The organism is Dehalobacter sp. (genome assembly GCA_023667845.1).
Classification (GTDB): domain Bacteria; phylum Bacillota; class Desulfitobacteriia; order Desulfitobacteriales; family Syntrophobotulaceae; genus Dehalobacter.
This window is the reverse complement of the sequence record JAMPIU010000206.1, coordinates 105,087-131,784: the sequence shown is the minus strand read 5'-3', so window position 1 is coordinate 131,784 and position 26,698 is coordinate 105,087. Positions and strand designations below refer to the sequence as shown.

25 protein-coding genes and 1 pseudogene are annotated in these 26,698 nt (G+C 46.2%); 23 read left to right on the top strand and 3 right to left on the bottom strand.

Features of this window, described 5'->3' with window-relative positions; genetic code table 11:
* Positions 1–4: 4 nt before the first annotated feature.
* A complete protein-coding gene (locus tag NC238_17110; protein MCM1567630.1) occupies positions 5–928 on the bottom strand; it encodes a lytic transglycosylase domain-containing protein in 924 nt (307 codons plus the stop codon).
* Positions 929–1,118: 190 nt separating this feature from the next.
* Here NC238_17110 and NC238_17105 point away from each other — a divergent pair, with 190 nt between their 5' ends.
* Entirely contained in the window at positions 1,119–1,445 is a 327-nt protein-coding gene (locus tag NC238_17105; protein MCM1567629.1) for a hypothetical protein, read from the top strand.
* A gap of 48 nt (positions 1,446–1,493) precedes the next feature.
* Here the strand turns inward: NC238_17105 and NC238_17100 are convergent, their stop codons facing one another.
* Positions 1,494–3,653, bottom strand: coding sequence for a PepSY domain-containing protein (locus NC238_17100; protein MCM1567628.1), 2,160 nt, complete (start codon positions 3,651–3,653; stop codon positions 1,494–1,496).
* 153 nt (positions 3,654–3,806) lie between these two features.
* Between NC238_17100 and NC238_17095 the strand changes: the two genes are divergently transcribed.
* The 7 genes from NC238_17095 to NC238_17065 all read left to right on the top strand — a co-directional run bounded on the left by NC238_17095 (position 3,807) and on the right by NC238_17065 (position 9,014).
* The gene (locus NC238_17095; GenBank protein MCM1567627.1) at positions 3,807–4,265 is read left to right on the top strand and encodes a YdeI/OmpD-associated family protein; all 459 of its coding nucleotides are present in this window, start codon (positions 3,807–3,809) and stop codon (positions 4,263–4,265) included.
* A gap of 54 nt (positions 4,266–4,319) precedes the next feature.
* Positions 4,320–4,748, top strand: a complete 429-nt coding sequence (locus NC238_17090; GenBank protein ID MCM1567626.1) for an acyl-CoA thioesterase — start codon at positions 4,320–4,322, stop codon at positions 4,746–4,748.
* 165 nt (positions 4,749–4,913) lie between these two features.
* Positions 4,914–5,624, top strand: a complete 711-nt coding sequence (locus NC238_17085; protein MCM1567625.1) for a 4Fe-4S binding protein — start codon at positions 4,914–4,916, stop codon at positions 5,622–5,624.
* 397 nt (positions 5,625–6,021) lie between these two features.
* Entirely contained in the window at positions 6,022–6,480 is a 459-nt protein-coding gene (locus tag NC238_17080; protein ID MCM1567624.1) for an RNA polymerase sigma factor, read from the top strand.
* Entirely contained in the window at positions 6,477–7,031 is a 555-nt protein-coding gene (locus NC238_17075; protein MCM1567623.1) for a zf-HC2 domain-containing protein, read from the top strand. The genes NC238_17080 and NC238_17075 overlap by 4 nt, the downstream gene beginning before the upstream one ends.
* Before the next feature lie 4 nt (positions 7,032–7,035).
* Positions 7,036–7,926, top strand: a complete 891-nt coding sequence (locus tag NC238_17070) for a hypothetical protein (GenBank protein ID MCM1567622.1) — start codon at positions 7,036–7,038, stop codon at positions 7,924–7,926.
* A complete protein-coding gene (locus NC238_17065) occupies positions 7,923–9,014 on the top strand; it encodes a DUF4097 domain-containing protein (GenBank protein ID MCM1567621.1) in 1,092 nt (363 codons plus the stop codon). The genes NC238_17070 and NC238_17065 overlap by 4 nt, the downstream gene beginning before the upstream one ends.
* Positions 9,015–9,025: 11 nt before the next feature.
* Here NC238_17065 and NC238_17060 read toward each other — a convergent pair whose 3' ends face one another.
* A complete protein-coding gene (locus tag NC238_17060) occupies positions 9,026–10,480 on the bottom strand; it encodes a M20/M25/M40 family metallo-hydrolase (GenBank protein MCM1567620.1) in 1,455 nt (484 codons plus the stop codon).
* Between the two features lie 253 nt (positions 10,481–10,733).
* Between NC238_17060 and NC238_17055 the strand changes: the two are divergent.
* The 15 genes and pseudogenes from NC238_17055 (at position 10,734) to NC238_16985 (ending at position 26,689) form a co-directional block, all read left to right on the top strand.
* Positions 10,734–11,111, top strand: a pseudogene (locus NC238_17055) (bacteriohemerythrin).
* 169 nt (positions 11,112–11,280) lie between these two features.
* Entirely contained in the window at positions 11,281–11,649 is a 369-nt protein-coding gene (locus NC238_17050; protein MCM1567619.1) for a GntR family transcriptional regulator, read from the top strand.
* Positions 11,646–12,344 carry an ABC transporter ATP-binding protein gene (locus tag NC238_17045; GenBank protein MCM1567618.1) on the top strand — a complete coding sequence of 233 codons (699 nt, stop codon included), beginning with the start codon at positions 11,646–11,648 and terminating at the stop codon, positions 12,342–12,344. Before NC238_17050 ends, NC238_17045 begins: the two co-directional genes overlap by 4 nt.
* Entirely contained in the window at positions 12,337–13,122 is a 786-nt protein-coding gene (locus NC238_17040; GenBank protein MCM1567617.1) for an ABC transporter ATP-binding protein, read from the top strand. Before NC238_17045 ends, NC238_17040 begins: the two co-directional genes overlap by 8 nt.
* 290 nt (positions 13,123–13,412) lie before the next feature.
* Positions 13,413–14,480: an HD-GYP domain-containing protein gene (locus NC238_17035; protein ID MCM1567616.1), complete on the top strand. Its 1,068-nt coding sequence runs from the start codon at positions 13,413–13,415 to the stop codon at positions 14,478–14,480.
* A gap of 294 nt (positions 14,481–14,774) precedes the next feature.
* On the top strand, positions 14,775–15,269 hold the full coding sequence (gene purE / locus NC238_17030) for a 5-(carboxyamino)imidazole ribonucleotide mutase (protein MCM1567615.1): 495 nt from the start codon (positions 14,775–14,777) through the stop codon (positions 15,267–15,269).
* 27 nt (positions 15,270–15,296) lie between these two features.
* Positions 15,297–16,595, top strand: a complete 1,299-nt coding sequence (gene purB / locus NC238_17025) for an adenylosuccinate lyase (protein MCM1567614.1) — start codon at positions 15,297–15,299, stop codon at positions 16,593–16,595.
* A 136-nt stretch (positions 16,596–16,731) separates the two neighbouring features.
* Positions 16,732–17,451, top strand: a complete 720-nt coding sequence (locus NC238_17020; GenBank protein MCM1567613.1) for a phosphoribosylaminoimidazolesuccinocarboxamide synthase — start codon at positions 16,732–16,734, stop codon at positions 17,449–17,451.
* 86 nt (positions 17,452–17,537) lie between these two features.
* Positions 17,538–18,938, top strand: coding sequence for an amidophosphoribosyltransferase (gene purF / locus NC238_17015; protein ID MCM1567612.1), 1,401 nt, complete (start codon positions 17,538–17,540; stop codon positions 18,936–18,938).
* 23 nt (positions 18,939–18,961) lie between these two features.
* Entirely contained in the window at positions 18,962–19,978 is a 1,017-nt protein-coding gene (gene purM, locus NC238_17010) for a phosphoribosylformylglycinamidine cyclo-ligase (protein MCM1567611.1), read from the top strand.
* Positions 19,975–20,583: a phosphoribosylglycinamide formyltransferase gene (purN, locus tag NC238_17005; protein ID MCM1567610.1), complete on the top strand. Its 609-nt coding sequence runs from the start codon at positions 19,975–19,977 to the stop codon at positions 20,581–20,583. Before purM ends, purN begins: the two co-directional genes overlap by 4 nt.
* 237 nt (positions 20,584–20,820) lie before the next feature.
* Positions 20,821–22,362 (top strand): bifunctional phosphoribosylaminoimidazolecarboxamide formyltransferase/IMP cyclohydrolase, encoded by a 1,542-nt coding sequence (gene purH / locus NC238_17000; GenBank protein ID MCM1567609.1) that lies wholly within the window; start codon positions 20,821–20,823, stop codon positions 22,360–22,362.
* Between the two features lie 32 nt (positions 22,363–22,394).
* Positions 22,395–23,681 (top strand): phosphoribosylamine--glycine ligase, encoded by a 1,287-nt coding sequence (gene purD / locus NC238_16995; GenBank protein MCM1567608.1) that lies wholly within the window; start codon positions 22,395–22,397, stop codon positions 23,679–23,681.
* Positions 23,682–23,756: 75 nt separating this feature from the next.
* Positions 23,757–24,677 carry a methylenetetrahydrofolate reductase [NAD(P)H] gene (metF, locus tag NC238_16990; protein ID MCM1567607.1) on the top strand — a complete coding sequence of 307 codons (921 nt, stop codon included), beginning with the start codon at positions 23,757–23,759 and terminating at the stop codon, positions 24,675–24,677.
* A gap of 44 nt (positions 24,678–24,721) precedes the next feature.
* Positions 24,722–26,689 carry an N-6 DNA methylase gene (locus NC238_16985; protein ID MCM1567606.1) on the top strand — a complete coding sequence of 656 codons (1,968 nt, stop codon included), beginning with the start codon at positions 24,722–24,724 and terminating at the stop codon, positions 26,687–26,689.
* Positions 26,690–26,698: the final 9 nt, after the last annotated feature.

Below are 26,698 nucleotides of genomic sequence, written 5' to 3'. Positions count from 1 at the left end.
AGATTTAGGGGCTGCCAGAATAAGTGGCAGCCTCTTTCGATACTGTATAGTAATTCATAACGTTTTGAACAAAATTTCTTGTTTCGGCAGGCATTTTCACAAGGTCCTCTGGCCCCTGGACGCCTCTGGCCCGAATTGTTCCTGATCCGGCATTATAGGCAGCCAGAGCCATCTCCGTAGATCCGTAACGGTCGATCAGCTGCCGCAAATAACGCGTTCCGCCGTCAACATTCTGTTCAATATTAAAGGGGTCGGTTACGCCCAGCCCTGAGGCTGTTGCCGGCATCAGCTGCATCAGGCCGATTGCGCCTGCTGAAGAGACCGCGTTCGGGTTAAAGGATGATTCCTGACGAATGACGGCTGATATCAAAGATTTTTCCACACCGTATTTTTCCGAAGCTCCCGTAATCGCAGCTTTAATTGAAGCATCAATCGAAGACGCGTTGAAAGAGCTGTCTGTATTATTCGTGTTGTTCATGTTATTCATGTTGTAAGCACTGTAAGCACTGTTGTATGTCTGCCCGGATGAGGTCATGTTATTTGTTCCTAGGAAGTCCCCGGTTCTGGTCAGGCTTTCGGTCCCGTCTCCTGTGTTGAGCAGTGAATTCTGCAGATTGATAAGGTTATAGAGATAGAGCATCTGCATCTGGTCAGACGTGTTGGAAGGATCCGTTTGATCCATCTGCCTTGACAGATCCGTCAGATTTGAAAGCGCCGACAGATTTGACAAATCTGAACTGTCTGTCAGGTTTTTATCCAAAGCCCCGATGTTCAGATCCGACGTGACATTGCTGTCTTCCTGCATGGTCTCCAACAGCATTTTATAAACCATCTGAAAAGCTTCGGAGTTTTCAGAAGTGCCTTCCAGGGCCTGGACCATATTTTGAAGCTGCAGCTGCAGCAGTTCATTTTGAGCATCGATTTTCATACGATCACCCCGGTAATCTTGTTTTTAGAAAAATGGAAACGTACTGCTTGTCTTAACTATTATTATGCGATGAACAGACGCTGAAAGCAAGCATGGGATTGTCTTTATTTACCTGGACAATTTCCCGCGGACTTGTTTTATAATAGATGAGTACTTATACAATACAACTGCAGCAGGTGGGATAATAAAGGTGAAACCTCTTTTTGAAAGATCGACGACCCTATTTGAGAAAGTTTTCTTAACTTTGGTTATATTAAGTTTGATAGCATTCTTAGTTGGCTGCAATGTGGATCTGGATATCCTTGTCTATGCGGGATTCGGCGCGTATGTCATCCTTGGCTTCTTTGCTTTTATGCAGCCGAAAAAAATGATGGAAGTACTGAAAAAAGAAAATGAAGATTTTTTAGTCAGAAATCAAAAAAGAATCCCGCTGATTAAAACAGGATTCAGATTTGGTGGATTCACACTGGCCATCCTTGGGATAGCCCTCGGTTACATTTTTACTGTCTATTATTAGTCTCGTCCATGGGCCCAGTAGGGATTTCCTTACTGATTTCGTACGGAATTAAGATTTGAACCCGGTTTCAAACGCTCTGATCAGGGCGTAAGCTGCATCAGCGCGGGTCATAGGCTGAAGCGGATAAAATTTGCCGTTGTCCGCTTTCAGAATGCCGAGACCCGTGGCGAGTGAAGCGTATCCGCGCTCTTTAATCGGGACATCATCGAAGGAAGTCTGGAATATTGGGTTCAGCGCGGCGATTTTCTGAAGTCCGAGAAAACGGACGATGATTTCGCTGCACAGTTCTTTGGTAACGATTTGGGACGGGGTCAGGTTATCCTGAATCCATCCTTCTTCTTTAGCTTTTTTCACGACATCGGTATCGGAAAGATTGTTCTCCGAGCCGTTTTTTATTGTGTAAAGAGCCCGCAGGAAGGCACTGGCAGTGATATTTTCGGTCGGCCGGAACTGGCTTCCGTATTCACCGAATAATCCAGCCATTCCCAGCACGGTGATTTCTTTTTCCGCAGTGTTTCCGGCAATATCCGTGAAGATATGAGCCTGAGGCTGCTCTTTTAAGGAATTTCCCTGGGAATCCAAAAATGATCCGGTTCTGGCATCCATCAGGTCGGAGGTTTGACTGCTTTCTGAGGAAGGCTGATAGACAAGCCGGACTTCCTTGGCTTCTCCTTGGTCGTACAACAGAACATAGGTCAATTGCATAGGTCTGGCCTGGAAGAGTATTTCCTGGACTTTGGCTGGAGACATTGCTTCCGACAATTGCGGGAAATCGAGATTCCACCAATTCAGATAATAAGAAGTGATTTTCTTCGTCTGCAAATCAACAGTAATGCTGATGTTATTGGAAGGGAACAGAATGCCGTTGACGATCCGTTCATAGTTGAACGTGATGCTGGTGAGTTCTGCTGATTTGACGGAATCGGCTGTGTTGTTCGCATTGAGTTTAACCTGCTGAGATTTGGCCGGCTGGATTTTTCTGATAAAATCCTGCGTAATGGTCTGGGCCTGTTCGCTTGTAATCGCATTGTGGCTTCCGTCGGCGTTTGCGGAAGAGGAGTAAACAGAGAAAGAGATTAATTCGCCACTGGCTGCATTGACCCTGGCATTAATCGTTTGGGCTCCGGGCCCGCTTGGGGTTCCCCATTCAAAGGACCATACCTTTCCGCCGCGTAGACTGTAGTCCTGGTAAAGATTGATGCTTTTCAACGTAACGTTCGAAGGGATTTCCACCCACTGCTTGACGGCCTCAATCGCTTTTTCCCTGGTTAAAAGCTTCGCATTTTCGGCGATTTCCTTTTGTTCCTGCGGCGTTAAAGGAACGGATTTGGCTGCACTTTCAGCCGAGCCAAGTCCACCCAGCGCCCGGTCATTCGTAAACAGCCATTGACCGGAGTTCAGGACCAAGGGTTTTCCGGTGAATGCATCGATTGTTCCACCATTTTTCAGGGTATAAACCAGCTGGACTTTCTCACTATTTTGTGCTGTGGTCAATGGCTTATAAGCCGGTGCCAGAAAGTATTGCAGTTCCAGAAGTTTAGCGGTATTAAAGTATTCAGTTGCTTTCGCGGCATTGATGATATTATTCACTTCAGGGATCTTAAGATCATTCCAGATGATGTTATAAGCAGTGACCTTGCCGCTCGCAGCACTCACCTGTACACTGACCAGGTTGCCCTGGAACGGGATGCCGTTTTCAAACCGCTGCCAATTGTAGCTGTAAACGGTCTCTCCATAGAGATTGATCGGAACAATTGCCTTATTCTCGAGGAATTTCAATTTGGCATATTTCGGCCCGGTTAATTTTTGGACAGTACTTTCCGCAATTTGCCTGGCCTGTTCCGGGGTTATCTGTGGAAGTGTATAGGCCTGATCTTCCTGGACAGACTGCCAGGAATATATGGACAAGATTTCTCCGCTGACAGCGTCAACCTGCGCTGAAAAATTACCGCCGGAGCTGCCGGAAGTGTTCCAGTCCAGCGACCAAACCTGACGGGACTGATAATTGCTGAAGCTTGAAGTGAACTCGGTCAGCTCTTTGGAAATTTTAAAATTTTGTTTGACAATCTGCAGGGCTTGTTCCAGGGAGATTTTTGTTTCCGCCGAACCTGTCTGAGGCGTTACGGTATCAGCGCCCAAAAGCGGTACCGGCAGCTGGAAGATCAAAACAAAAACCAGAGGAAGTATAAACCAGCGATGACGTTTCATTTTTCCAACCATCCTTTCACAACATTTTGATCTGTATGCGTTTTCTTGCTAAAATAGACTGTAATAAGGCAGCGATTATGACGCATCTGGAAGAAAATATTTCCTGATTTCCCGCGGACCGATCTCTATAAAATTTTGAACCGGGGTGGACAGATGAAACAGAAGTTTATTGCGGAAATCAAAAAGCATGAAGGCCTTGACGGGGCATATGTCGAAATTCCTTTTGATGTTGAGGCGGCATTTGGTGCCAGACGGGTGAAAGTAAAAGCTACTTTTGATGAGATGGAATATCAGGGATCAATCGTCAGAATGAATGGAATTTTCCTGCTTGGCTTAACGCAGGCCATACGCAGAAAGATTGGGAAACAACCCGGAGATTTGGTAAATGTCGAAGTTGAAAAAGACGAGCAGGAACGTACGGTCGAGGTACCGGAAGACTTCCTGGCACAGCTGCAGGAAGCCCCGAATGCTTTGACATTCTTTGAAAGCCTCTCGTATACGCACAAGAAAGACTATGTCCTGTGGATCACCAGTGCCAAGAAAATGGAAACCAGAATGGATCGGATTCAAAAGGCGGTCGAAATGCTGGGGGCCAAAAAGAAAAGTAAATAAGAGATAGCAAATGATTAGCTGTCAAAAATGAAGAATTAAGAATAGGAGAGAGAAATGGAACCATATTTGATCTCGACGAAAGAAATACAGTTAAGTTATGCCGATACCGATATGATGGGCGTAATCTACCACGCTAACTATCTGAAATGGTTTGAACTCGGAAGATGCCAGCTGGTCGAAGATGCCGGGTATCATTATCTGGATATGGAAGAAGCCGGGTATTATGCTCCGGTCTATCAAGTCGAAGTAACCTATAAAAAAGCGGTACACTACGGTGAGCGTGTGTTTGTGAAAACCTGGGTCGAAGAAAATCAGGGTTTGTGGACGGTATACGGCTATAAGGTTGTTAACGGCAGCAGTGAAGTCTGCGCTGAAGGAACCACGAAACATATTCTGGTCCGGAAAGACAATTTTAAGCCTGTCCAATTCAAAAAAGCATTTCCTGAATGGTTTCGCCGTTACGAAGAAATCAAAAAAAAGTAATAACGACCATTTTTTAATGCCAGGTCCTTTTTGAATTGACTTTCTTGTCTTTATTTGGTGTTTATTATCGGAGTTGTTGTAACGCAGGTTACCGATTTTTAATCATGATTGCTCTAGAGTAAAGATACGCCAAATAACAGAAAATCAAGGAAAAAGGTGATAAAAATGATTAGAAAGATCATCGAAATCGATCAGGAAAAATGCAATAGCTGCGGATTGTGTGTAAACGCCTGTCGTGAAGGCGCGCTGCAGCTTGTTCATGGTAAAGCCGTTCTGGTCAGTGATGCATATTGTGACGGGCTTGGCGACTGCCTGCCGGAATGTCCGACAGGTGCAATTCAGATTATCAAAAGAGAAGCCGCAGACTATAATGAAGAGCTGGTGAAAGCGAAACTCGCCCGAAAGAAAGAAAAATCCGGCTGTTCCTGCCCAGGCACCATGGCCACAATGATCGAAGAAATACCCGCTGACCAGAAAAAACAGGATTCCGGAAACATCGGGGCTGAACGTCCTTCGGAACTCAGGCAATGGCCGGTTCAGCTGAATCTGATTAACCCGCAGGCATCTTACCTGCAAAATGCTGATCTGCTGATTGCGGCGGATTGTACCGCCTATGCCTATGCTTCTTTCCATGAGAAGTTCATGAAGGACAGAATTACGCTGATCGGCTGTCCCAAACTGGATGACAATGATTATTACACGGAAAAGATCACGGAGATCATCAGAATCAATCATCCGCAGAGTGTCAAGGTGGCCCGGATAGATGTACCTTGTTGTTCCGGGATTGTACGGGCTGTAAAGACAGCCATGGTTCAGGCCGGCATCTCGGTGCCGTACGACGAAGTCATTATCGATTCACAGGGAAATATCCTGTAATCTGCCAAAGTTCCACTTTCGGCTTATGTGTCATTGTAATCTCCTACAAAGGCATTATTATTGAAGGTTGTCCATCAAAATAAGGACAGCCTTTTTTGGTGATATGAGTCACATGCCGGCATGCTGACCTGTTGGAAGAAGCGCGGTTATTCTTCGAATTGTGCATCCATGGCACACGGATATTGTGGCGTACAGACTTAACCCAGTATAATGATTTTGTATGAGATACCCAGAACATTATTAGAAAAAAATTGACGTATATTCTGCGTGAGCCTCGTCTATATTTCTGGGAAAGGAGGGGGAAAAGATCGATCAGGAGACAATTGTCCAAAGGGCAGTCAGCGGAGACCAGGATGCTTTCCGTTCCCTGGTAGACGAATATAAGCATTTGATTTATATGATTTGCCTGAATGTTATTCACGATCCGTTCGAAGCTGAGAATCTTACCCAGGATACTTTCCTTCAGGTCTATAAATCCCTCTCTACATACGAATACCGGGGATTTAAGACCTGGCTGAGCAGGATAGCGCTTCACAAGGCCATCGATTATAAGAGAAAAACCGTCCATACGAAGGCGAGGGAAAATATCTGCTTGGCAGAAATCGAAAACATAGCCGATGGGCGGGCCCCTGTCCAGGATATGATCATCAAAGAAGAGGAGAAGGTGTTGTTGGATCAATGCTTGAAGAGAATCCCGAAGCACTACGAGACAGTCATCAGGAAAACCTATCAGGAAAATAAAAGTTCAAGGCAGATTGCTCAGGAAGAAAACATCAGTGTCAGAACAGTGGAAACGAGGCTTTACAGGGGGAAAAAAGTTTTGAGAGAATGCTTTGAGGAGTTGAGTAATCCATGAATGAAAATGAAAGCATTCAATGTTATATCGAAAATGAATGGCATTCTTATCTGGCTGGTTCTTTGCCCGAGGAAGAACGTTTGGAGATGGAAGAGCACCTCTTAAGCTGTGACACCTGTCTTCAAGTCTATCTAAACTTGCTGGAAGAGCAAGGCCGTCAGGAATACCTCCTCGGAGAAGATTTTACTGCGCGTGTGCTGAACCAGACCCAATCAAAAAAGAGCCAGGCAGGAATTGCACCGGCCCGACTAGTACCAGTGTTCAAACAGCCCGTCCCAAAAGCCAGGGACAAGTCAGGCAGCAGGATCAACCTTTTGATTTCGTACTGTGCAGCGGCAAGCATTGTCTTCTTTTTCTGGACAGGGGGCTATATCAGCGGTCTTTCCAATGCCTTAAACGAAGGTCTGGTTAAGAATCATGGTCATGTTTCCGAGGTTGTGGAAGACAGGCTTGACCCGTCAATCAGTCTGATTCAGCCCGGATGGACCAAAAAGGTCATTCAGGAAAAGCGTCCGTCTATTATTGAGAATATTATTCAAAAGAAGGAGTAAATTTATGAAAAGGAAGAGCAAATTTCTAACGTTTATACTTTCCAGCTTGCCGGGACTCGGTCATATCTATCTGGGCCTGCTGCAAAGAGGCCTGGTATTTCTGCTGGCCTCGGCATTTGTAGTCTTAAGCGGTGTGTTTTGTTCCATGCTGAATATCTTCTATGACGGTGTGCCTTTTGTGATCCTGCCATTTATCTGGCTGGCTGCGGTCGTAGACAGTCTTATCCTTGCCGACAGGATCAACCAGAAGTTCGCCCAGTACGGCGCGGCAGGTATGGACAGCACGCAGGTGCTGCAGCTTATTGAAGAGGAAATGAAAGACCAGAACGGCAAGATTCTGGCAGTGACATTTTCAATTGTTCCTGGTGCGGGGCATATGTATATCGGGCAGATGGAGAAAGGCCTTCAGCTCATGGCAGCTTTTTTCCTGACACTTTATCTGAGCGATTTTCTAAGCATGTCTCTTCTGCTGATGGCAGCCCCTCTTCTATGGTTTTACAGTATTTTTGATGTGATGCATAAAGTCAATCATCCGGGAAAACAACAAACGCCTACCTATTTCAACGGTATTTTTCGGGATAGTCAGTTATCGGAAAAAGCCGGTAAGTATCTTGGGATCGGGCTGATTGTTGTTGGCTGTCTGATGGTTTTGAATAAGATCGTTATGCCCTCGATTGTTTTCTTCCTGGGCGATCAAATTTTGGAGTATCTAAAAACGGTGGTTATTGCAGTTCTGTTTATCGTCGGCGGAGTCAGAATCATGATGGGCAGCCGGGATAAGGAGAGACCGGAAGCTTTGGGCGGCAGCACTGACGAAGCAGTTTATAGCAGTAGGGATGCCATGGAGGCGATGGAAAAGACGGAATTTGCTGCAAAGGAGGCTGAGCAGGAGTGAGAAAGTGGCGAGTTGGAACCGTTTCAATGGGAATCTTGCTCATAGCGACAGGCCTGCTGCTTCTAATCAGCGAACTGAAGGGGTTGGATGGGGCCAAAATGATCCTTCGCTGGTGGCCGGTGATCCTGATCATCCTCGGTATCGAAATACTTGTCTATCTCAAGGCAGCCAAGTTTTCCGGCGAAGAACAGCCCAAACTGAAGTTTGACGGACTCAGTATTTTCCTGACTATTTTTATTATCCTAGTTAGCTCAGGCGTCTATGCTGTCAGCAGCTTTTTAAACAGCGGTTTTTCCAGCGGTGTACTGAATGAGTTTGGGCTTTTCGAGAATGAGACCGTTGTCAATCAAACGTATGACATCAGCGCTACCGGGGTAGATAAACTGAAGATCAGCAACAGCCAGGGAAAAATTCTGGTGGAAAGCACAGATGGTGACAAAATTCTGATTGATGCCGTAATTACGATTCGAAACAATGATGAAAAGGATGCTGAAAAGCTCGCCCAGAGTCTGGTTGAGATCAGTGAGGGAGAAACGCTTGCGGTCAATACCCGGGGTGCCGCTGTGCTGAAAGGGAATAATCATTATCAGGTAAGTGTGGACTATGCCGTGAAGGTACCCAAAGAACTCACCTATGAGATTAATAATTCATTCGGGGAGATAACAGTGAGAGATTTGAACGGCAATGTCAATTTACGAGGGGAATTTGGCAAGATTGAGGTTGCTCGCCTTACAGGGGACGCAGTCATCCGGAATTCATTCGGGGAAATCGTTGCCAGTGATATTGCCGGCCGGGTGGAGATCATCAATCAAAGCGGGGAGATATCCTACAGTTCCAGTCAGGAAGCCCAGCAGGACATCACCCTGCGGGCAGAGATGGGGACTATAAACCTGAAGCTTCCGGACAGTCAGCAGGGCACGTTTAAAGCGGACACAGAATTGGGCGACATAAGCCTTGAAGGGTTTGCGTCAAGTCTGGCGGTTGATACGGGAAATACAGGACAGCAGCTGGAAGGCACGATCAGCAAGGATTCTCCAGTAATTACTCTGCATGCCAATCAGGGGAGCATTCACCTGCAGGGAAGCTGAGATACATTGGTTCACCGGGTTAGTTCGACGATCGCCCGGGCATAAATCTCCGTGCAGCTAATCAGATGATCCGTTCCTATATATTCATTCGGCTGGTGCTCAATTTTGGGCATTCCGGGGAAGGAAGGACCAAACGCAACCGCCCGCTGAAATGCTTTGGCAAAGGTAGTGCCGCCCATCCCAAGGGGATGGGCTTCTTTGTCTCCGGTGTGATCCTGGTATACCTGAATCAGTTTACGGATATGCGGGTCATCCTCCGGGAAATTCAAAGACTCGAGTGCATCCAAAACCGCAAGATCTGCCTGAAAAACAGCGAATGCTGATTTTACTAGAGACCGGACTTCCTTCAGGTGATGGCCTGACGGAAAGCGCAGATCCATTTTCAGGTCGACAGAAGCCTGATCCATCCGGATATAACCGGGGCTTAACGTAAGCTTCCCGGTCAGCTTATCCTCGAGATCAAGGCCCAGGGCTTCGCCAAAGCATTGCATACCAATTTTCTCAGCATAGATCCTGATAAAGTTTTTTTGATCTTCATCAATATGGAGCCTGCTGAGAAATACGATGAGCTGGGAGATTGCATTGCTGCCTTCCTGACAGTTAAAGGCATGGACGGACTTGCCGCGGGAAATAAGCTTGAGCCCTTCCTCTTGCTCCTCAGCTTGAAGATCATACTTGGTCTCAGCAAGAAAAGTTTTTAACGCCTGGCGGACACTTTGAACCTGACTCAGATCAGCAGTCAGGACTGCCTCGCAAAAGTCAGGGACAATATTCAGGGAATCTGCTCCGCCGGAAAGCTGTTTGACTGTCATAGAAGACTGCCCGTTTTGTCGGTTCTGGTAATTCTGCCGACACTGCCGGTCCTTATGGCCCTGCCGGCCGTCCAGCTGATTCGTATCTTTCCGGAATTCTTTTTTCAGCTCCAGCCAGAGTAGTCCTTTTTCGGCACAAACAACCGGAAATACGGAATCAGGCACAAAAGAAAAATCCGGTTCTTCAATTTTTTCGAGCAGTTTAGGCGTCGTGTTCCAGACATTTTCCTCGTCCAGACCGATAATGATCTGTACTTTACAGCAGGGATGGATTCCGGCCGTTTTGACTGCATTCAGCGCATAGAGGACGGCGATCGCCGGCCCTTTATCATCAATCGCTCCCCGCCCAAAGATTTTCCCGTCCTGAAGCTCTCCTTCAAAAGGGGGATGATTCCAGCCGGTTCCCTCGGGAACCGTGTCCAGATGGACGATCATGCCAATGGTCTTATCTCCCTGCCCGAATTCGATGATCCCGCCCAGGTTATCCAAATTAGAGGCCTTAAAGCCCATTTTCTGAGCGAGACCGAGATAAAATTCCAGAACCTCGATGACCCCATCCTGCTGGCCTGTAATGCTTTTGATTCTGAGACATTCCTGGAGGGATTTGATCATATCTTCTTGCTGTGACGTGATAATCTGCTTAAGGTTGTCCATAATTCTCCTATCTATAGCTCTCTTATCATTTCAATTATAATATTTTTAGACTTGGTTTTCATGTTTCCAGAATACGGGTCTCTTTTCTGAAAAGATCTGATTTCGTATACCTTAATCTGACATGCAAAATTTCCAAATAATTTGTATTGATTATTTATTTGTAGTTACTTTATAAAATGGAAGGAGATTTGACAATTATAAAGAATTATTATCTTTATACGCGTTGTTTAAACATAAAAAGGAGTGGAGAAAAATGTTAGAGTGGAAAGAAGAATATTCAATTGGTGTAGAAACCATTGATCAGCAGCACCGGCAGCTTTTTAAGATTGGCAACAAGATCTATGATCTTTTGGAAAACTAATACGACAAAATTGCCTCAATCATCTTACAACTAAAAGAATATACAATATATCACTTTAAATGTGAAGAAGAATATATGCTGGAAATTAAATACCCAAGATATTTCAGCCAAAAAGTTGAGCATGATGATTTTATCGATAAAATCGAAAGTATTGAACTCGATAAAATGGATGAAAACCAAAATCAGTTTATTCGGGAGTTGATGATATTTATTTTCGACTGGGTTCTAAACCACATCTTGCAAAGTGATAAGCAGCTGCAAGCTAAATAGGCTCATAAGCTACATCTTAATTATATCTTATCTGGAAAGACCGATCTTCAGCAATGGTAATCGGTCTTTTTGACGGCCATTCAATCATTCGCAGAGAATCGCTTGACAGGTTCACGTCACTAGTGTACCATATAGATAGTTAACTAGGGCGGTGAATAGAGGTGAGCATATGAATTTTGAAAACAATGTACCCATTTATGTTCAGATCATGAACCATATTAAAAAGGATATTATCCATGGCAAACTGGACTTAGGGGAGAAGCTGCTTTCTGCGAGGGAATATGCCCAGAACCTGAATGTGAATCCCAATACCATGGTACGGGTTTTTGGGGAGCTGGAACGGGAAGGCATCACATTTACGAAGCGGGGAGTCGGGACATTTATCACAGAATCCAAAGAAAAGGTGGAAAATATGAAGAGGGAAATGGCCGAAGAGATGATTAGGAATTTTGTCAAAGGGATGCAGGAACTTGGATTCTCATCCAATGAAATGATTGCGCTGATAAAAAGCAGGCTGGATAAGGGGGCTGTTCAATGACATCTGTATTAGTTGCTGAAAATGTCAGCAAAGGATTTTTCCGGAACAAGGCACTGCACGACCTGGATTTGCATATTGAAGAGGGCAAAGTATACGGACTGCTCGGTCCTAACGGCAGTGGAAAAACTACATTTTTTAAGATTGCCGCAGGCCTTTTTAAGCCAACTTCTGGCAGAATGACGGTTATGGATTATCCCATCGGGGCAGAAACCAAAAAACTCACGGCTTTTATGCCAACGGATGATTTTCTGTTCGGCTGGATGAAAATTGACGGGATCCTCAGTTTTTACACAGACATGTATGAGGATTTTGATCGAAATAAAGCACTGGAATATTTAACGTTCATGGAATTACAGGAAAATATGAAAGTCAGCAGTTTATCCACGGGCATGAAAGCCAGGCTCAAACTGGCCGTAACGATGGCCCGGAAGGCCAGGCTTTATCTTCTGGACGAACCTCTGAATGGGATTGACCCGATTTCTAGGGAAAAAATTGTAAAGATGATTATGGGTGCTTTCCGCGATGACTGTGCAGTGATTATTTCGAGCCATCTCGTCAGTGAATTGGAAACGGTTCTGGATGAAGTAATTTTCCTGGACCGCGGAACGGTTGTACTGGCCGGCGATGCGGAAAAATTCAGATTGGAGAAATCCTGCTCGATTGAGGCACTGTATAAGGAGGTTTACCATGGTTAATCTGATTAAATATGAATTTATCCGAAAATGGAGGGTGTTGGGCATTTTTATGGCCATTGTCCTGATCCTGAATGCATTTGTTTTGGTGAAGCTACAAATTGGTATGCATACAACCGAAGAACAGATGATCGTGCTGGGGGCATTTTTTTCGGGAATACTTGGCATCTTTTTTATCCTATATATCATCGATGTAACAATGATGTACAGCCGCGATCTTGACCATAAGACGGGGTATATGTTTATGCTGACGCCGAACAGTGGCTACAAGATCCTTGGGAGCAAGGTCATTACTGCAATATTGGAAGGATTGCTGTTTCTGATGGTCTACTTGCTGCTGCTTGCGGTCAATTTTGTGGGATTTTACGGGGAACCTCTTCGGGCTTTGGTCGGAAGTGATCTGTTTTCAATGATCGTCAATCAGGTTCATCTGGAAGGGGTTAATTTGATTTCCTATTTTACAGTGAGTCTGTTGATGATGTTTGTATCGATTGTGGGCTTGTTTTTAATGATCTATGCCGCCATATCCATTCGCAAGAGTATCCTTGCTGAGAAAAAATTCGGCGGTTTGATCAGCTTCATCATCTTTATGCTGTTAGCCTGGGCTGACAGTGCCATAACAAATACGCTGACAACGGATATCTTTAGTGCCAATTCGATGATCAGTCCAGGGGTGCCAAGCTATACGTTTCTTTTGATTCAAATTTTGATTCAGGTGGTGCTGGGTGCCGTTTTCTTCTGTGTCTCCGCCTATTTACTTGAGAATAAAATGGATATGTGATCAAAAAAATATCTGAATAACAAAAAAAGCTGCTACAGACAAAGATCCGGTGTCTGCAGCAGCTTTTTTCTAGGTATAGGCATTTCTTCGGCAAGTGCCGATACTACTTCCGGAGGGGACTCAATAATTAAAGAACAATTCAGAAGAGTCTGAGGACATCAGTGTCTTATATTTCTTTATAAAATGATAAAAATCGCTATAAACCGCTTAAATGCAATATAAATTATGGCATTTTAATGGTATAATTACACCAGTCAAAATACCTTTAATCTTGATAACAAGGAGTTCACATGAGGTTAGTCAATATCAAATATGTTCAGGAAGGATCTGTGCTGGCCAGACCGATAAGAAACTCCTACGGCAGGATACTTCTCGGTGAAGGAGTCGTACTTAATAAGAACTATTTGGCAAAGCTTAAAGATATCGGCTACGATATGGTATTCATTCAAGATGAACGGTTTCAAGATGTTGAAATCGGTTATGCCATTACCGACAGGACCAAAGAGATTGCCTATAATGCGGTCCGGGGAGTTACCGATGAACTCGAGAAACATCCGGAGGCAAAGATAGATGCGGATTCAGTCCGTTTGGCGGTTCTCAATCTTGTTCAGGATTTGTTGCACAGTTTTGATATCCTTAGTAATCTGACTGATATTAACGGCTACGACGAATATACGTATCATCATTCGATCAATACCACAGTCCTGGCTTTGATGCTCGGAATCGGCAAAGGTTTTACCCAAAACCAGCTTTTGGAGCTCGGGATGGGAGTTCTGATGCATGACATCGGAAAAACAAAAATATCGAAAGAAATTCTAAACAAAAAAGGTAAATTGGAAAAAGAAGAATTTGAGCAGATTAAGACCCATCCGTTGCATGGTTATGAATATATCCGCGGCAATCGCGATTTCAGCATCCTGTCTGCCCATGTTGCGCTGCAGCATCATGAGAAATGGAAGGGCGGGGGCTACCCCAGGGAACTAAGAGAGAATGAAATTCATGAATACGCTAGGATCGCCTCTGTCGCCGACGTGTATGAGGCCTTGACCAGCAAGCGCCCTTATCGCGATGCAATGCCGCCTTATCTGGCATACGAATATATCATTGTTCATTCAGGGCTGCAGTTTGATCCTGAAATTGTCCGCATTTTTGCTCAGTCTGTGGCGCCGTATCCGACAGGGACCGGTATAGAGCTTAGCAATGGTTTGCGCGGTGTTGTTATCAAACAAAACCCTATTTTGCCAACAAGACCGGTGGTCAGGGTAATCACTCAAGGCGATCAGGCCCTGGACAATCCGGACGACCTGGATTTATCCAAGCATTTATCTACGATGATCACCAGCATTGTGGATCATTGATGAAGTATTATTCCTCTACGAAAATTGGAACGAAGGCGGCAAGAATATGGATATCCAAGGCCTAAATGTATGAACCGATAAGGAGACCTTTCGTAGCATTGCTGTGGGAGGTCTCCTTATTATTGGTTATATTCCGAACATTAGAACAAAAAAACAAAATAATGTTCGGATTCTGATTGACCCTGTATTTGTTGTCGGGTAAAATATGTTTAGAATTTATTGCAGATAATATGGTGAATTTGTGATTATTTCTGCTCACAAATAAGAAAAACATTTAAAGGAGGAAATGAACGAATGATCTCTGTTGGTGTAATCATGGGTAGCGATTCTGATTTTTCCATCATGGAAGAAGCAGCAAAAATCCTGCAGCAATTCTCAGTACCCTTTGAAATGAAAATATCTTCTGCTCACCGCACGCTGAAAAGAACCGTGGAATGGGTGGAAAGTTTTGAGAAACAGGGAGGAAAGGTGATCATCGCCGGAGCTGGTATGGCCGCGCATCTTCCAGGTGTGATTGCCGGAGCCACGACGCTCCCTGTTATTGGTGTCCCGATCAAGAGTGGCGCTTTGGAGGGTGTAGATGCGCTTTATGCGATTGTACAAATGCCTCCCGGTATCCCGGTCGCCACGGTCGGGATCAACGGTGCCCGCAACGCAGCGCTCTTGGCTGTGGAAATGCTGGCGATCGCTGATACGGAACTGCAGAACCAGCTGAAAGCTTTTAGACAAAAAATGGCGGCAGATGTTGAAGCCAAGGATAGTGCGCTTCAGGATAAGCTGAAAGCTTAGAAAATATTTAAATAAAGGAGAATTTCTGTGATAGAAAGGTACACGCTTCCCGCTATGGGGAGAATATGGCAAGATGAATACCGTCTAACGCTCTGGCTGAAGATAGAAATTGCAGCCTGCGAAGGTTGGGCGAAAAAAGGAAAGATCCCGCAAGAGGCTGTCGAAGTAATCCGTCAGAAGGCCGCTTTTTCCTGGGACAGGGTCAAGGAAATTGAAGAAGTCACCCAGCATGACGTGCTGGCCTTTTTGACCAATGTCGCTGAGAACGTCGGCGATGAGGCCAGATATATCCATCACGGACTGACTTCTTCCGATGTGCTGGATACTTCACTCTCGCTGCAGTTGGTTGAGGCTTCCGATATCCTGCTCGAGAAGATGGATAAGCTGATTGATGTTTTAGGCAGGAAAGCCATTGAATATAAAGATACGCTGCAAATGGGAAGATCGCACGGGATTCATGCCGAACCGATTACATTCGGCCTGAAATTCGCACTTTGGTATGACGAAATGAAACGGCAGAAGGAACGGCTGAGATATGCGCGCGAAGAGATCCGGGTAGGCCAGGTTTCTGGTCCAGTCGGCACGTTTGCGAATGTTGATCCTGCTGTGGAAGAATGGGTCTGTGAGAGCCTGGGTTTAAAGCCGGCTCCAGTGTCAACCCAGATTATCCAGCGGGACAGGCACGCATTCTATGTAGGTGTGTTGGCCGGAATCGCTTCTTCACTTGATAAAATTGCCACGGAGATTCGTAATCTGCAGCGGACGGACGTCCATGAGGTCGAAGAACCTTTTGGCAAGGGACAAAAAGGCTCTTCAGCGATGCCGCATAAGAAAAATCCGGTTATTTCGGAAAGAATTTGCGGAATGGCCCGTCTAATCCGCGGGAATGCCCAGGTCGCTTTTGAAAATGTCGCACTCTGGCATGAGAGAGATATTTCCCATTCTTCAGCTGAACGCGTAATCCTTCCCGACAGCACGATTGCGCTGGATTATATGCTGCATAAGATGATCCAAACTTTGGAAGGATTAAGAGTGTTCCCCGAACAGATGATGGCAAACATTGAAAAGGTCTATGGTTTGATCTTTTCCCAAAGGGTTCTGCTTTCGCTGATTGAAAAGGGTATGAGCAGGGAAATATCCTATGCGCTGGTACAGAAAAACGCAATGAGAGCCTGGGATACCAAAGTGCCGTTTAAGGATTATGTGCTTCAGGATGCTGAAATCATGCAGTTTCTAACCAAAGAAGAAGTTGATGCGCTGTTTGATTATGAGTATCATACAAAAAACATTGACTATATTTTCCGCAGGGTCGGCCTACAGAAATAAACTAACATAAAATTAACTTTTGGAAATTATCTATTTAAATCACATTATTATAAGCAGCCTTAACTCAAACGGTTTATTAAACGATGAAAATTGAATATGGATGTAAATTTAGACATTAATACTGGAGGGTTATGATATGGAAAAGCTCGCAATGCTGTATGAAGGCAAAGCCAAAAAAATCTATGATACGGATGACAAAAATGTTTTCTGGGTCGAGTACAAAGATGATGCAACTGCCTTTAACGGGATAAAAAAGGGTACCATTGTTGACAAAGGGATTATCAACAACAAGATGTCCGCGATGATGTTTTCCTATCTTCAAAAAAATGGTGTGGATACGCATTTTGTTGAGCTTTTAAGTGACAGGGAACAAATTGTTCGGCGCCTGAAGATGGTTCCGCTGGAAATCGTTGTCCGCAATATTGTAGCCGGCAGTCTCGTAAAGAAGGTTGGCAAAGAAGAGGGCTATTCTCTGGCTTCGCCTGTGCTTGAACTTTATTATAAGGATGACGCGCTCGGTGATCCGATGGTCAATGAAACCCATGCACTTGCGATGGGATGGGCAACGATCGAACAAATCAACAAAATGAAGGAAATTGCTTTGAAGGTCAATGAGCTCATGACTAAAATTGTTGCCAAGGCCGGGATTGACCTGGTTGACTATAAGCTGGAGTTCGGTCTGATTGACGGCAAAGTCATGCTCGGAGATGAGATTTCTCCGGACACTTGCCGCTTCTGGGACAAAGATACCGGAGAAAAGCTGGACAAGGACCGTTTCCGCCGGGATCTTGGCAAGATTGAAGAAGCGTATGCCGAAGTCTATGCCCGTCTGAAGGATGCTGTAGAAAATGCTTAAAGCGATTGTTAAAAATACGATGCTGGAAACATAACGGCTAGAGGACAGGGACAGTATATGACAGTAGATGAAAGGAGTTCTTGACTGTGGATTTGCTCTGGGATGACAAGCCCAAAGAGGAGTGTGGTCTCTTCGGAATTTTTGCTCCTGAAAAGGAAATTGCCCGTCTGACTTATTATGGCCTTTATGCGTTGCAGCACAGGGGACAGGAAAGTGCGGGGATTGCTGTTTCCGATGGAAGAAAAATCGTTGTAGAAAAAGGAATGGGCTTGGTATCCGAGGTATTCTCGCCTGATTTGCTCGCAGGTCTGCAAGGGAAAATGGCGATTGGACATGTCCGGTATTCAACGACGGGTTCAAGCCTGTTATCGAATGCACAGCCGCTGGTTGTTCATTTTCAGAACGGAATGATGGCGCTGGCGCATAACGGAAATCTGACGAACGCCGTAGAAATCAGACAGGAGCTTGGCAGTCAGGGAACAGTCTTTCAGACAACCATTGACAGCGAAGTCATTCTGAATATGATTGCACGTTACCGCAGGCATAGCCTGGAAGATGCGATTATCAAAACGATGATTGATATCAAGGGAGCCTATGCACTGCTGATCATGGCTGAAGACAAAATTGTCGGGGCGAGAGATCCCCATGGCCTGAGGCCCTTGTGCATCGGACGTCTGGGAGAGCGGTACTGTTTCGCTTCGGAAAGCTGTGCGCTCGATACGATCGGTGCGGAATTTGTCAGGGACGTTAAACCAGGAGAAGTCGTGACGATCGACGAAGCAGGGCTTCATACCCGTTTCGGTACGCCGCAGGAACGGATTGCCCCCTGCTCTTTTGAATATATTTATTTCGCGCGGCCTGACAGTACGCTGGATAATCTGAATGTCTGGGAAAGCAGGAGGCAAATGGGTGTTCAGCTGGCGAAAGAATGTCCGATTGAGGCTGATGTGATTATTCCGGTTCCGGACTCCGGGACGCCGGCCGCTTTGGGCTATGCCCAAACGCTGGGTATCCCTTTTGAGGAGGGGCTGCTCAAAAACAGGTATGTTGGACGGACGTTCATTCAGCCCACGCAGGAGTTAAGAGAAGTTGCTGTCCGGATTAAGCTGAATGCCAATAAGCAGGTCATCCGCGGACGTAGGGTTGTGATGATTGATGATTCGATTGTCAGAGGGACAACGAGCTCCAAGCTCGTCGAGATGGTCAAAGGATGCGGCGCCAAGGAGGTTCATCTACTGATCAGCTCACCTCCGGTGAAGTATTCCTGTTATTATGGCATCGATACGGCCGAAAGGGAAAAATTGATTGCGAATCAAATGAACATTGATGAAATTCGTAAGTTTGTCGGAGCGGACACCCTGTACTATCTGTCGGAGGAAGGGCTGAAAAAGGCTTTAGGTAGTGATCCAGTTTGCCTGGCCTGTTTTAACGGTGATTATCCGACCACTGTTCCGAAGAAGTTCTCCAAAGAAGACATGGAGTGTTAAACGAACCGTTAGGGGGAGTAATCATGGGAATTACCTATAAAGATGCCGGTGTGGATATCCAGGCCGGAAATGAAGCTGTGGAGAAAATTAAGCCTGCGGTAGCGGCAACCTGGCGGCCCGGAGTTTTAGGGGGACTTGGCGGATTTGGCGGATTGTTCAGCCTGGATCTACAGAAATATTCTGACCCCGTGCTGGTTTCCGGTACGGATGGTGTCGGAACAAAATTGCGCCTGGCTTTTCAGTTGGATAAGCATGATACCATCGGCCAGGACGCTGTCGCGATGTGCGTGAATGATGTTCTGGTCCAGGGTGCCGAGCCATTGTTTTTTCTGGATTATCTTGCGGTAGGGAAACTGGTTCCGGAAAGAATTGCTTCCATTGTAGGTGGCGTGGCCGAAGGCTGCCGTCTGGCAGGCTGTGCACTTATTGGCGGCGAGACTGCTGAGATGCCCGGCTTTTACGCTGAAGAAGAATATGATATTGCCGGCTTTGCTGTCGGTGCGGTGAACCGGGACAAGCTGATTGACGGCTCAGACATCCGCGAAGGGGATATCCTTCTGGGACTGAAGTCCAGCGGACTACACAGCAACGGCTTTTCTCTGGTCCGCAAGATTTTTGCGGAATACCCGCTTGACAAGGTATTCCCGGAACTCGGGAGGCCGCTCGGGGAAGTATTGATCACCCCGACCAGGATCTATGTAAAGTCAGTGCTGGCCCTTCTGGATAAGATGACTGTTCCGGGTATGGTACATATTACCGGCGGCGGTCTGACTGAAAATATTCCAAGGGTTCTGCCGTCCGGACTCGGAACGGAGATCGTCACTTCCGCGTGGCAAGTTCCGCCGGTATTTGAGTTAATGCAAAAGCTTGGCAATGTTGAAGATGAGGAGATGTTAAGGACGTTTAATATGGGAATCGGGTTTGTTCTGATCATTCATCCTGAAGATGAAAAGCAGGCCATGGATATTCTGGCTGGAAACGGCGAAGAGCCGATCAGGATAGGCAGTGTGATTTCCGGTCAAGGAGTGAGCTATCGATGAAAGCAGCCGTACTCGCTTCAGGGCGTGGCAGCAACCTGCAAGCCTTGCTGGACGAATGGCAGGATGGCCAGCTCCCTGTAGAATTTGTCGGCGTAGGTTCGAATAAAATAGACGCAGAGGCTCTGGTTAGGGCAGAAAGATTCGGTATTCAGGTCCGGACTTTTCCGAGGGAAAGCTATGCAGACAATAGCTCTCAGGAAACGGATATCTTAAACTGGCTTGAAGTCATCGGTACGGAACTGCTGATTCTGGCCGGTTACATGCAGGTGTTAAGCTCGGATTTTATCCGCAGGGCCGAATATCCGATTCTGAACATCCATCCTTCGCTGCTGCCGTCTTTTCCGGGCTTACATCCCCAAAAACAGGCAGTGGAATATGGTGTTAAAGTCAGCGGCTGCACGGTGCATTTTGTGGACGAGGGAATGGATTCCGGACCGATTATCCTGCAGGAGACGGTGCCGGTTTTTGCTGAGGATGATGCCGACCAGCTGGCTGCAAGAATTCTGAAAGTCGAGCACACGATATATCCAGAGGCAGTCAGACTGATTGCGCATGGGAAGATAAAAAGAGAGGGAAGAAGAGTGATTGTCCTCAGAGATTCATAATTGCGAGTACCTTGTCAACCCTAAAATTATCATATAATGGCGAGCAGATTTCTTGTAAGGCAAGGAGCTGCAAGACAACGTAGTATTACGAGAAATATGCCGTCAGGATATATAAGATTTAGGTTGAGATGGTACGATTGTATCGGCGCATTTAAGGATTATTCGGGGTTTGTTCTAAAGGATAATTTTAGGATTATTCTGAGGAAATCTCCGAGAAATTATGATAGGGGGTTGGACATGGTGAAAAAGGCAGTGATCAGTGTTTCGGACAAAACGGGCATCGTGGAATTTGCCGGAGGCCTTGTTGCCGAGGGCTTTGAACTGATTTCAACTGGCGGTACGTATAAGACATTGAAAGAAGCGGATATTCCTGTTCGTTATGTCAGCGAAATTACAGGGTTTCCGGAAATCCTTGATGGCAGGGTTAAAACCCTCCATCCGAAGATTCACGGCGGAATCCTCGCGATTGATACTGAGAAACACCGGGCTCAGTGCGCGGAAAACGGAATTGATTTTATCGATTTAGTTTGCGTAAATCTCTACCCTTTCAGAGAAACAATTGCTAAAGAAGGGGTTACCTTTGAAGAAGCGATCGAGAATATCGATATCGGCGGACCGACCATGGTCCGTTCGGCTGCGAAGAATCACAACAGAGTAACTATTATTGTCAATCCGGAAAACTACGGCAGGGTGCTTGAGAGCCTCAGGGAGAACGGTGGCATCCCATTGGCCTTTCGGAAAGAACTTGCAGCCGAAGCGTTTGCGCATACGGCGGAATATGACCGTCTGATTGCCGGATATCTGGAAGGCCAAATCGATACAAAAGCCTCTTTTCCGCAGCATCTCCGTGTAGTGGCGGCTAAGGTGCAGGATCTTCGCTATGGAGAAAATCCCGGGCAGCAGGCGGCCTTTTATGCGGACCCGGAGGCCGGAAAAGGGACACTTGCCTACGGCCAGCAGCTTCAGGGCAAGGAGCTGTCCTATAATAACTGGATGGACATGGACGCAGCGTGGAAAATTGCTGCAGAATATGACAAGACAGCCTGTGTGATCATTAAACATACCAATCCGTGTGGTGTTGCGCTTGGAAACTCGCTGTTGGAAGCTTATCAAAGAGCGCTGGAAGCGGATCCGGTTTCAGCATACGGCGGAATTATTGCGCTTAACCGCGTAGTAGATGAGGCCACAGCTGAAGCGATTAAAGAAAAATTTTATGAGGTGGTCATTGCTCCTGATTTCAGCCCGCGGGCGAAGGAGATTTTGGCTGCGAAGGTGAACCTTCGCTTATTTGCAGTTGGCAGGGAAGCGTGCGGTAAGACCCGGGGCTGGAAAATCCGTACGGTAAACGGCGGTTTCCTGGTTCAGGATGAGGATGAGGGGACGACGCCCCTTGCCGAATGGGAAGTTGCTACGGAGGCCAAGCCCACCGAAGATGATCTGGCTGAACTGGAGTTTGCCTGGAAAGCCTGCAAGCATGTCAAATCCAATGCGATCGTTATTTCAGCGAAAAGACAGGTCATCGGCGTTGGGGCCGGTCAGATGAACAGGGTCGGCTCGGCAAAAATTGCTTTAGAGCAGGCCGCAGAAAAAGCACAGGGTGCCTATATGGCTTCCGATGCTTACTTACCGTTTCCGGATACGGTCGAACTGGCTCATTCCCATGGGATCAAAGCTATTGTTCATCCCGGTGGTTCCATCCGGGACAAAGAAGTGATTGAAACAGCCAACAGGCTGGGAATGATCATTCTCCATACCGGAAGAAGACATTTTGAGCACTAGGAATAAATATTACTTATTGAGGTGGAAAAAGGATGGCTGACTTGTCTGGTTGTCAAAAAAACGGGAAGAAAATTCTGCTTGTAGGCTCAGGAGGAAGAGAGCATGCCCTTGCCTGGAAAATCAATCAGAGCACTTCTTGTCAGAAACTCTTTGTAGCTCCGGGTAACGCAGGAACAGCGCAATGGAATGTCCCAATCAAGGCCAATGAACTTGACGCTTTGGTTGACTTTGCCAAGGATGAAGGGATTGATCTTACGGTTGTTGGTCCTGAGGAACCGCTTAGTCTGGGAATTGTCAACGCTTTTCAGGCTGCAGGACTCAGAGTCTTTGGCCCGTCCAAAGCGGCGGCGACGCTTGAAAGCAGCAAGGCCTTTGCAAAGGAAATTATGGTACAGGCGAAGGTCCCGACAGCAGACTACCGGACTTTTACCGAGAAGAGCGAAGCAGAAAGATACATCAGACAAACCGGCGCTCCGATTGTCATTAAAGCGGATGGTCTGGCAGCAGGCAAAGGAGTTATTGTGGCAGCTACACTGGAAGAGGCGTTTGAAGGTATCGAGACCATTATGGGCGGAGCCTTTGGTGCTGCCGGAGACAAGGTCGTGGTAGAAGAATTTCTGGAGGGGCAGGAGGTCAGCCTGCTGTGCTTTTGCGATGGTGAAAAGGCTCTCCCGATGACTCCCGTTCAGGATCACAAGAGAGCACTCGACGGGGATATGGGGTTAAATACAGGCGGAATGGGGACTTATTCTCCGCCTCCTTTCTGGACCAAAGCATTGGAACGGGAGGTTATTGATACGATCGCTCAGCCGACGCTTTCAGTTATGCGCCAAAGAGGAACCCCATTTACTGGTGTGCTGTTTTTAGGCTTAATGATTACGGCCAAAGGCCCAAAACTCCTGGAATACAATGTCCGGTTCGGTGATCCTGAGACACAGGTTGTGATGACCCTGCTCAAGTCGGACTTGATCCCGATCTTCGAAGCGTGTATCGACGGGAAACTGTCTGAAGTCGAAGTCGAATGGTATGACGGCACCGCGCTGTGTGTGGTCATGGCAGCTCCAGGTTATCCGGGTGAATACAGGAAGGGGATTCCTATCAGTCTTGCGGTGACCCAAGAAAATCAGGTAGTTTTCCATGCCGGCACGAAGATGGAAGACGGAAAATTGGTCAGTTCAGGAGGCCGGGTACTTGGAGTTACCGTCCGTGATGCATCCATCGCGGCAGCCAGGGAGAATGTCTATGCACTAGTCGACAGCATCGATTTCCCTGATGCCCATTTCCGCACCGACATAGGGATTAAAGGACTCAACATGTGATGATTCAATTCCGGAGCTTATTCCAACCGGAACTGAATGAATTTTAATCGAATTCAAGATGAAGGAGGTTTTAGAATGTTTATCAGTGAATTGTTCCAACAGAAGAAGGTTGTATCTTTTGAGATTTTTCCACCAAAACTTACTTCATCTATAGAGGTCATTTACGATACGATTGATGCCCTGGCACCACTCCGTCCTGATTTTATCAGTGTTACCTACGGTGCCGGAGGAAGTACCAGCAAAACGACCGCAGAAATTGCATCCATTGTTGAAAATAAATATAACATTAATTCTTTGGCCCATCTGACCTGTATTACCTCTTCCAAAGAACAAATTGAGGGAACACTGACGCAGCTGGCAGACAGCAATGTCTGCAATATTCTCGCTTTACGGGGGGATATTCCGAAGGGCTCGGAAGAGACCGGCAGGGCAAGGGATTTTCAATATGCTTCCGATCTTGTCGCGTATATCCAGGCTAAACATTCTTTCTGCTTGGGCGGCGCCTGTTATCCGGAAGGCCATCCCGAGTGTCCCAATAAAGACCAGGATATTGAAAATCTTCGGCGGAAAGTGGATGCCGGAGTGGGGTTTCTTGTTACACAGTTGTTCTATGACAATGACGCCTTCTTCCGTTTTCAGGAGAAAGTTGCTAAGCTAAACATCAATGTTCCGATTCTGGCAGGGATCATGCCGATCACTAACCGGGGTCAGATTGAAAGAATACTTGCACTGTCGAATGCACGGATGCCGCAAAAACTGATTAAAATACTTGACAAATTTGAGCATAATATGGAAGCTTTAAAAGATGCCGGTATTGTTTACGCGACCAAACAAATTGTGGAATTGCTTGCGAATGATATTGACGGTGTCCATATCTATACGATGAACAAACCGCAGATTGCGAAGGACTTAGTCCGCAACCTCGATTCTCTTTTCTATGCGGTGAACAGTCAGGAAACCAGGAAGGAAGGCAACCTAGTACCTTGTAACCCCTAAAATTGTAGGTACTAGCTTAAATCTAAAACGGCAGGAATACAGAAATGGATAATCATTCAATTGATTCAAAGTTAACCGCTGAAATTCTGGGGGTATCTGTGCCAAGTATCCGCAACTGGGTCCGGCATGGCTATCTCCATCCTTCAGATCCTGACGGAAAGGTCTTTGATCTTGCTGAGGTGATCCTACTTCGGGAAAAAATTACGCGGGGAGAGCTTGACCGCTTAAGAAAAAGGGCAAACAAAGTCAGCGCTGATAAACGTTTTACTCCGATGGAATACATCTCTAACGAAAGAACACGTAAGCAGATCGTGGATCTATTGGCATATCTGCTCCGGCACAACATAGACCGGGGATGGGCAGTCTTCATTTTGGCTTTGAATCTTTTTCGGAGCTCGGGAGACATATTGTCCGACGACCTGAAACAGATTATTGATTTCCCGGAAGCTATTTTCCAGCGCCAGCATGTCCGCACGGAGCTAAAGAATTTCTATCAGGATATCCTCCGGGCATCTGAGAAATCTTCTTTGGAAGCTCCTTTGAAGTCTTCGAACGGAAGGCCGGATTCTCAGCACCTTGAATATCTTTTTAATATCTGTTTCCCTTTTGAAGACGATATACTTGGTCTCATTTATCAAGCGCTGACCATGGAGGGGAATAAATCCCGCCTTGGCTCTTACTTTACTCCGCCGGGCATCACGGATGATGCTGTCCGGGCTTATATCCGCAGCGGACAGAAGGTGCTTGATCCCTGCTGCGGCACGGGACAGTATCTTTTATCCTTTGCCCGGAATATGGACGAGCCCGAAAACATCTACGGGATGGACCTCGATCTGACATCGGTAAGGATTGCCAGACTCAATCTTCTGTTGACATGTTCCCGGGATTTTCAGCCTAACGTTATTCACTGCAATACTTTAACCGATATGCGACGGGAATCTTCCGCTTTCGGGAAATTTGATCTTGTAGCCACGAACCCTCCGTGGGGAGCGGAGATTGATCTGGGTGTCCGCCAGAAAATGGCTGTGGAGTTTCCGGAAATAACTTCCGGGGAGTCCTTTTCTTATTTTCTCAGGGCGAGTCTTGATCTGCTGAAAGATGGAGGGGTTGTCTCGTTTATTCTGCCAGAATCCATTCTGAACATCCGTGCTCATGCCGATATCAGAGGATATCTGCTTGAGAATTGCCAGATCATCAGGATCGAATATCTGGGCAGGAGATTTAAAAATGTCTTCTCAGCCGTGGTCCGCCTCGATCTCAGAAAAGCCTTGCCATCGGAGCAGAATCAAATCCTGGTGAAATTTCCGGAACAGGAATACCTGGTTTCCCAGGAAAGGTTCCGGAGGAATGCCTGGCATATTTTTGATATTTACCTAAACAGCCAGGACGAAGTCATTTTCGGCAAGGTCTATTCCATCAGACATACTTACCTGAAAGATAAAGCCGACTGGGCCTTGGGAATCGTCACCGGAGATAACAGGAGATACCTGCTTCAGACAAAAGAACAGGGTACTGAGCCGGTCTACAAAGGCTCGGATGTGGACAGATTTGTTCTTAAGAAGCCGTCTTCTTTTTTACGGTTTCAGCCAGACAAGTTCCAGCAGACAGCACCGGAACAAAAATATAGGGCGGCGGAGAAGCTGATTTACCGTTTCATTTCTGAAAGACTTGTCTTTGCCTATGATGATCAAGGCAGTCTTACGCTGAACAGTGCCAATATCCTGATCCCCGAACCAGGAAACTATCCGGTGAAAGTAATTCTTGCTTTATTTAACAGCAGCCTTTATCAATTTCTTTTCTCTAAGAAATTTCATACCCTGAAAGTACTCCGGGGAGATATGGAACTACTTCCGCTGCCCTTATGGGAACAGGCAGTGATTGACCATATCTTGCAATTAACGGACCGAATTATCATTGGGGAAGATCTGTTTGAAATCCTGGATGAATTCATTATGGAACAGTTTAGGCTGACGCCCGAGGAACGCCGTCATATCAGAGATTTTTCGGCATGAACAGATGAC

What these genes read in the sequence shown, in the direction of transcription:
- NC238_17110 (MCM1567630.1), bottom strand. Translation starts at nt 928, where the DNA reads ATGAAAATCGATGCTCAAAATGAACTGCTGCAGCTGCAGCTTCAAAAT.
- NC238_17100 (MCM1567628.1), bottom strand. Translation starts at nt 3,653, where the DNA reads ATGAAACGTCATCGCTGGTTTATACTTCCTCTGGTTTTTGTTTTGATC.
- NC238_17095 (MCM1567627.1), top strand. Translation starts at nt 3,807, where the DNA reads ATGAAACAGAAGTTTATTGCGGAAATCAAAAAGCATGAAGGCCTTGAC.
- NC238_17090 (MCM1567626.1), top strand. Translation starts at nt 4,320, where the DNA reads ATGGAACCATATTTGATCTCGACGAAAGAAATACAGTTAAGTTATGCC.
- NC238_17085 (MCM1567625.1), top strand. Translation starts at nt 4,914, where the DNA reads ATGATTAGAAAGATCATCGAAATCGATCAGGAAAAATGCAATAGCTGC.
- NC238_17080 (MCM1567624.1), top strand. Translation starts at nt 6,022, where the DNA reads ATGATTTGCCTGAATGTTATTCACGATCCGTTCGAAGCTGAGAATCTT.
- NC238_17075 (MCM1567623.1), top strand. Translation starts at nt 6,477, where the DNA reads ATGAATGAAAATGAAAGCATTCAATGTTATATCGAAAATGAATGGCAT.
- NC238_17070 (MCM1567622.1), top strand. Translation starts at nt 7,036, where the DNA reads ATGAAAAGGAAGAGCAAATTTCTAACGTTTATACTTTCCAGCTTGCCG.
- NC238_17060 (MCM1567620.1), bottom strand. Translation starts at nt 10,480, where the DNA reads ATGGACAACCTTAAGCAGATTATCACGTCACAGCAAGAAGATATGATC.
- NC238_17050 (MCM1567619.1), top strand. Translation starts at nt 11,281, where the DNA reads ATGAATTTTGAAAACAATGTACCCATTTATGTTCAGATCATGAACCAT.
- NC238_17045 (MCM1567618.1), top strand. Translation starts at nt 11,646, where the DNA reads ATGACATCTGTATTAGTTGCTGAAAATGTCAGCAAAGGATTTTTCCGG.
- NC238_17040 (MCM1567617.1), top strand. Translation starts at nt 12,337, where the DNA reads ATGGTTAATCTGATTAAATATGAATTTATCCGAAAATGGAGGGTGTTG.
- NC238_17035 (MCM1567616.1), top strand. Translation starts at nt 13,413, where the DNA reads ATGAGGTTAGTCAATATCAAATATGTTCAGGAAGGATCTGTGCTGGCC.
- purE (MCM1567615.1), top strand. Translation starts at nt 14,775, where the DNA reads ATGATCTCTGTTGGTGTAATCATGGGTAGCGATTCTGATTTTTCCATC.
- NC238_17020 (MCM1567613.1), top strand. Translation starts at nt 16,732, where the DNA reads ATGGAAAAGCTCGCAATGCTGTATGAAGGCAAAGCCAAAAAAATCTAT.
- purM (MCM1567611.1), top strand. Translation starts at nt 18,962, where the DNA reads ATGGGAATTACCTATAAAGATGCCGGTGTGGATATCCAGGCCGGAAAT.
- purN (MCM1567610.1), top strand. Translation starts at nt 19,975, where the DNA reads ATGAAAGCAGCCGTACTCGCTTCAGGGCGTGGCAGCAACCTGCAAGCC.
- purH (MCM1567609.1), top strand. Translation starts at nt 20,821, where the DNA reads ATGGTGAAAAAGGCAGTGATCAGTGTTTCGGACAAAACGGGCATCGTG.
- purD (MCM1567608.1), top strand. Translation starts at nt 22,395, where the DNA reads ATGGCTGACTTGTCTGGTTGTCAAAAAAACGGGAAGAAAATTCTGCTT.
- metF (MCM1567607.1), top strand. Translation starts at nt 23,757, where the DNA reads ATGTTTATCAGTGAATTGTTCCAACAGAAGAAGGTTGTATCTTTTGAG.
- NC238_16985 (MCM1567606.1), top strand. Translation starts at nt 24,722, where the DNA reads ATGGATAATCATTCAATTGATTCAAAGTTAACCGCTGAAATTCTGGGG.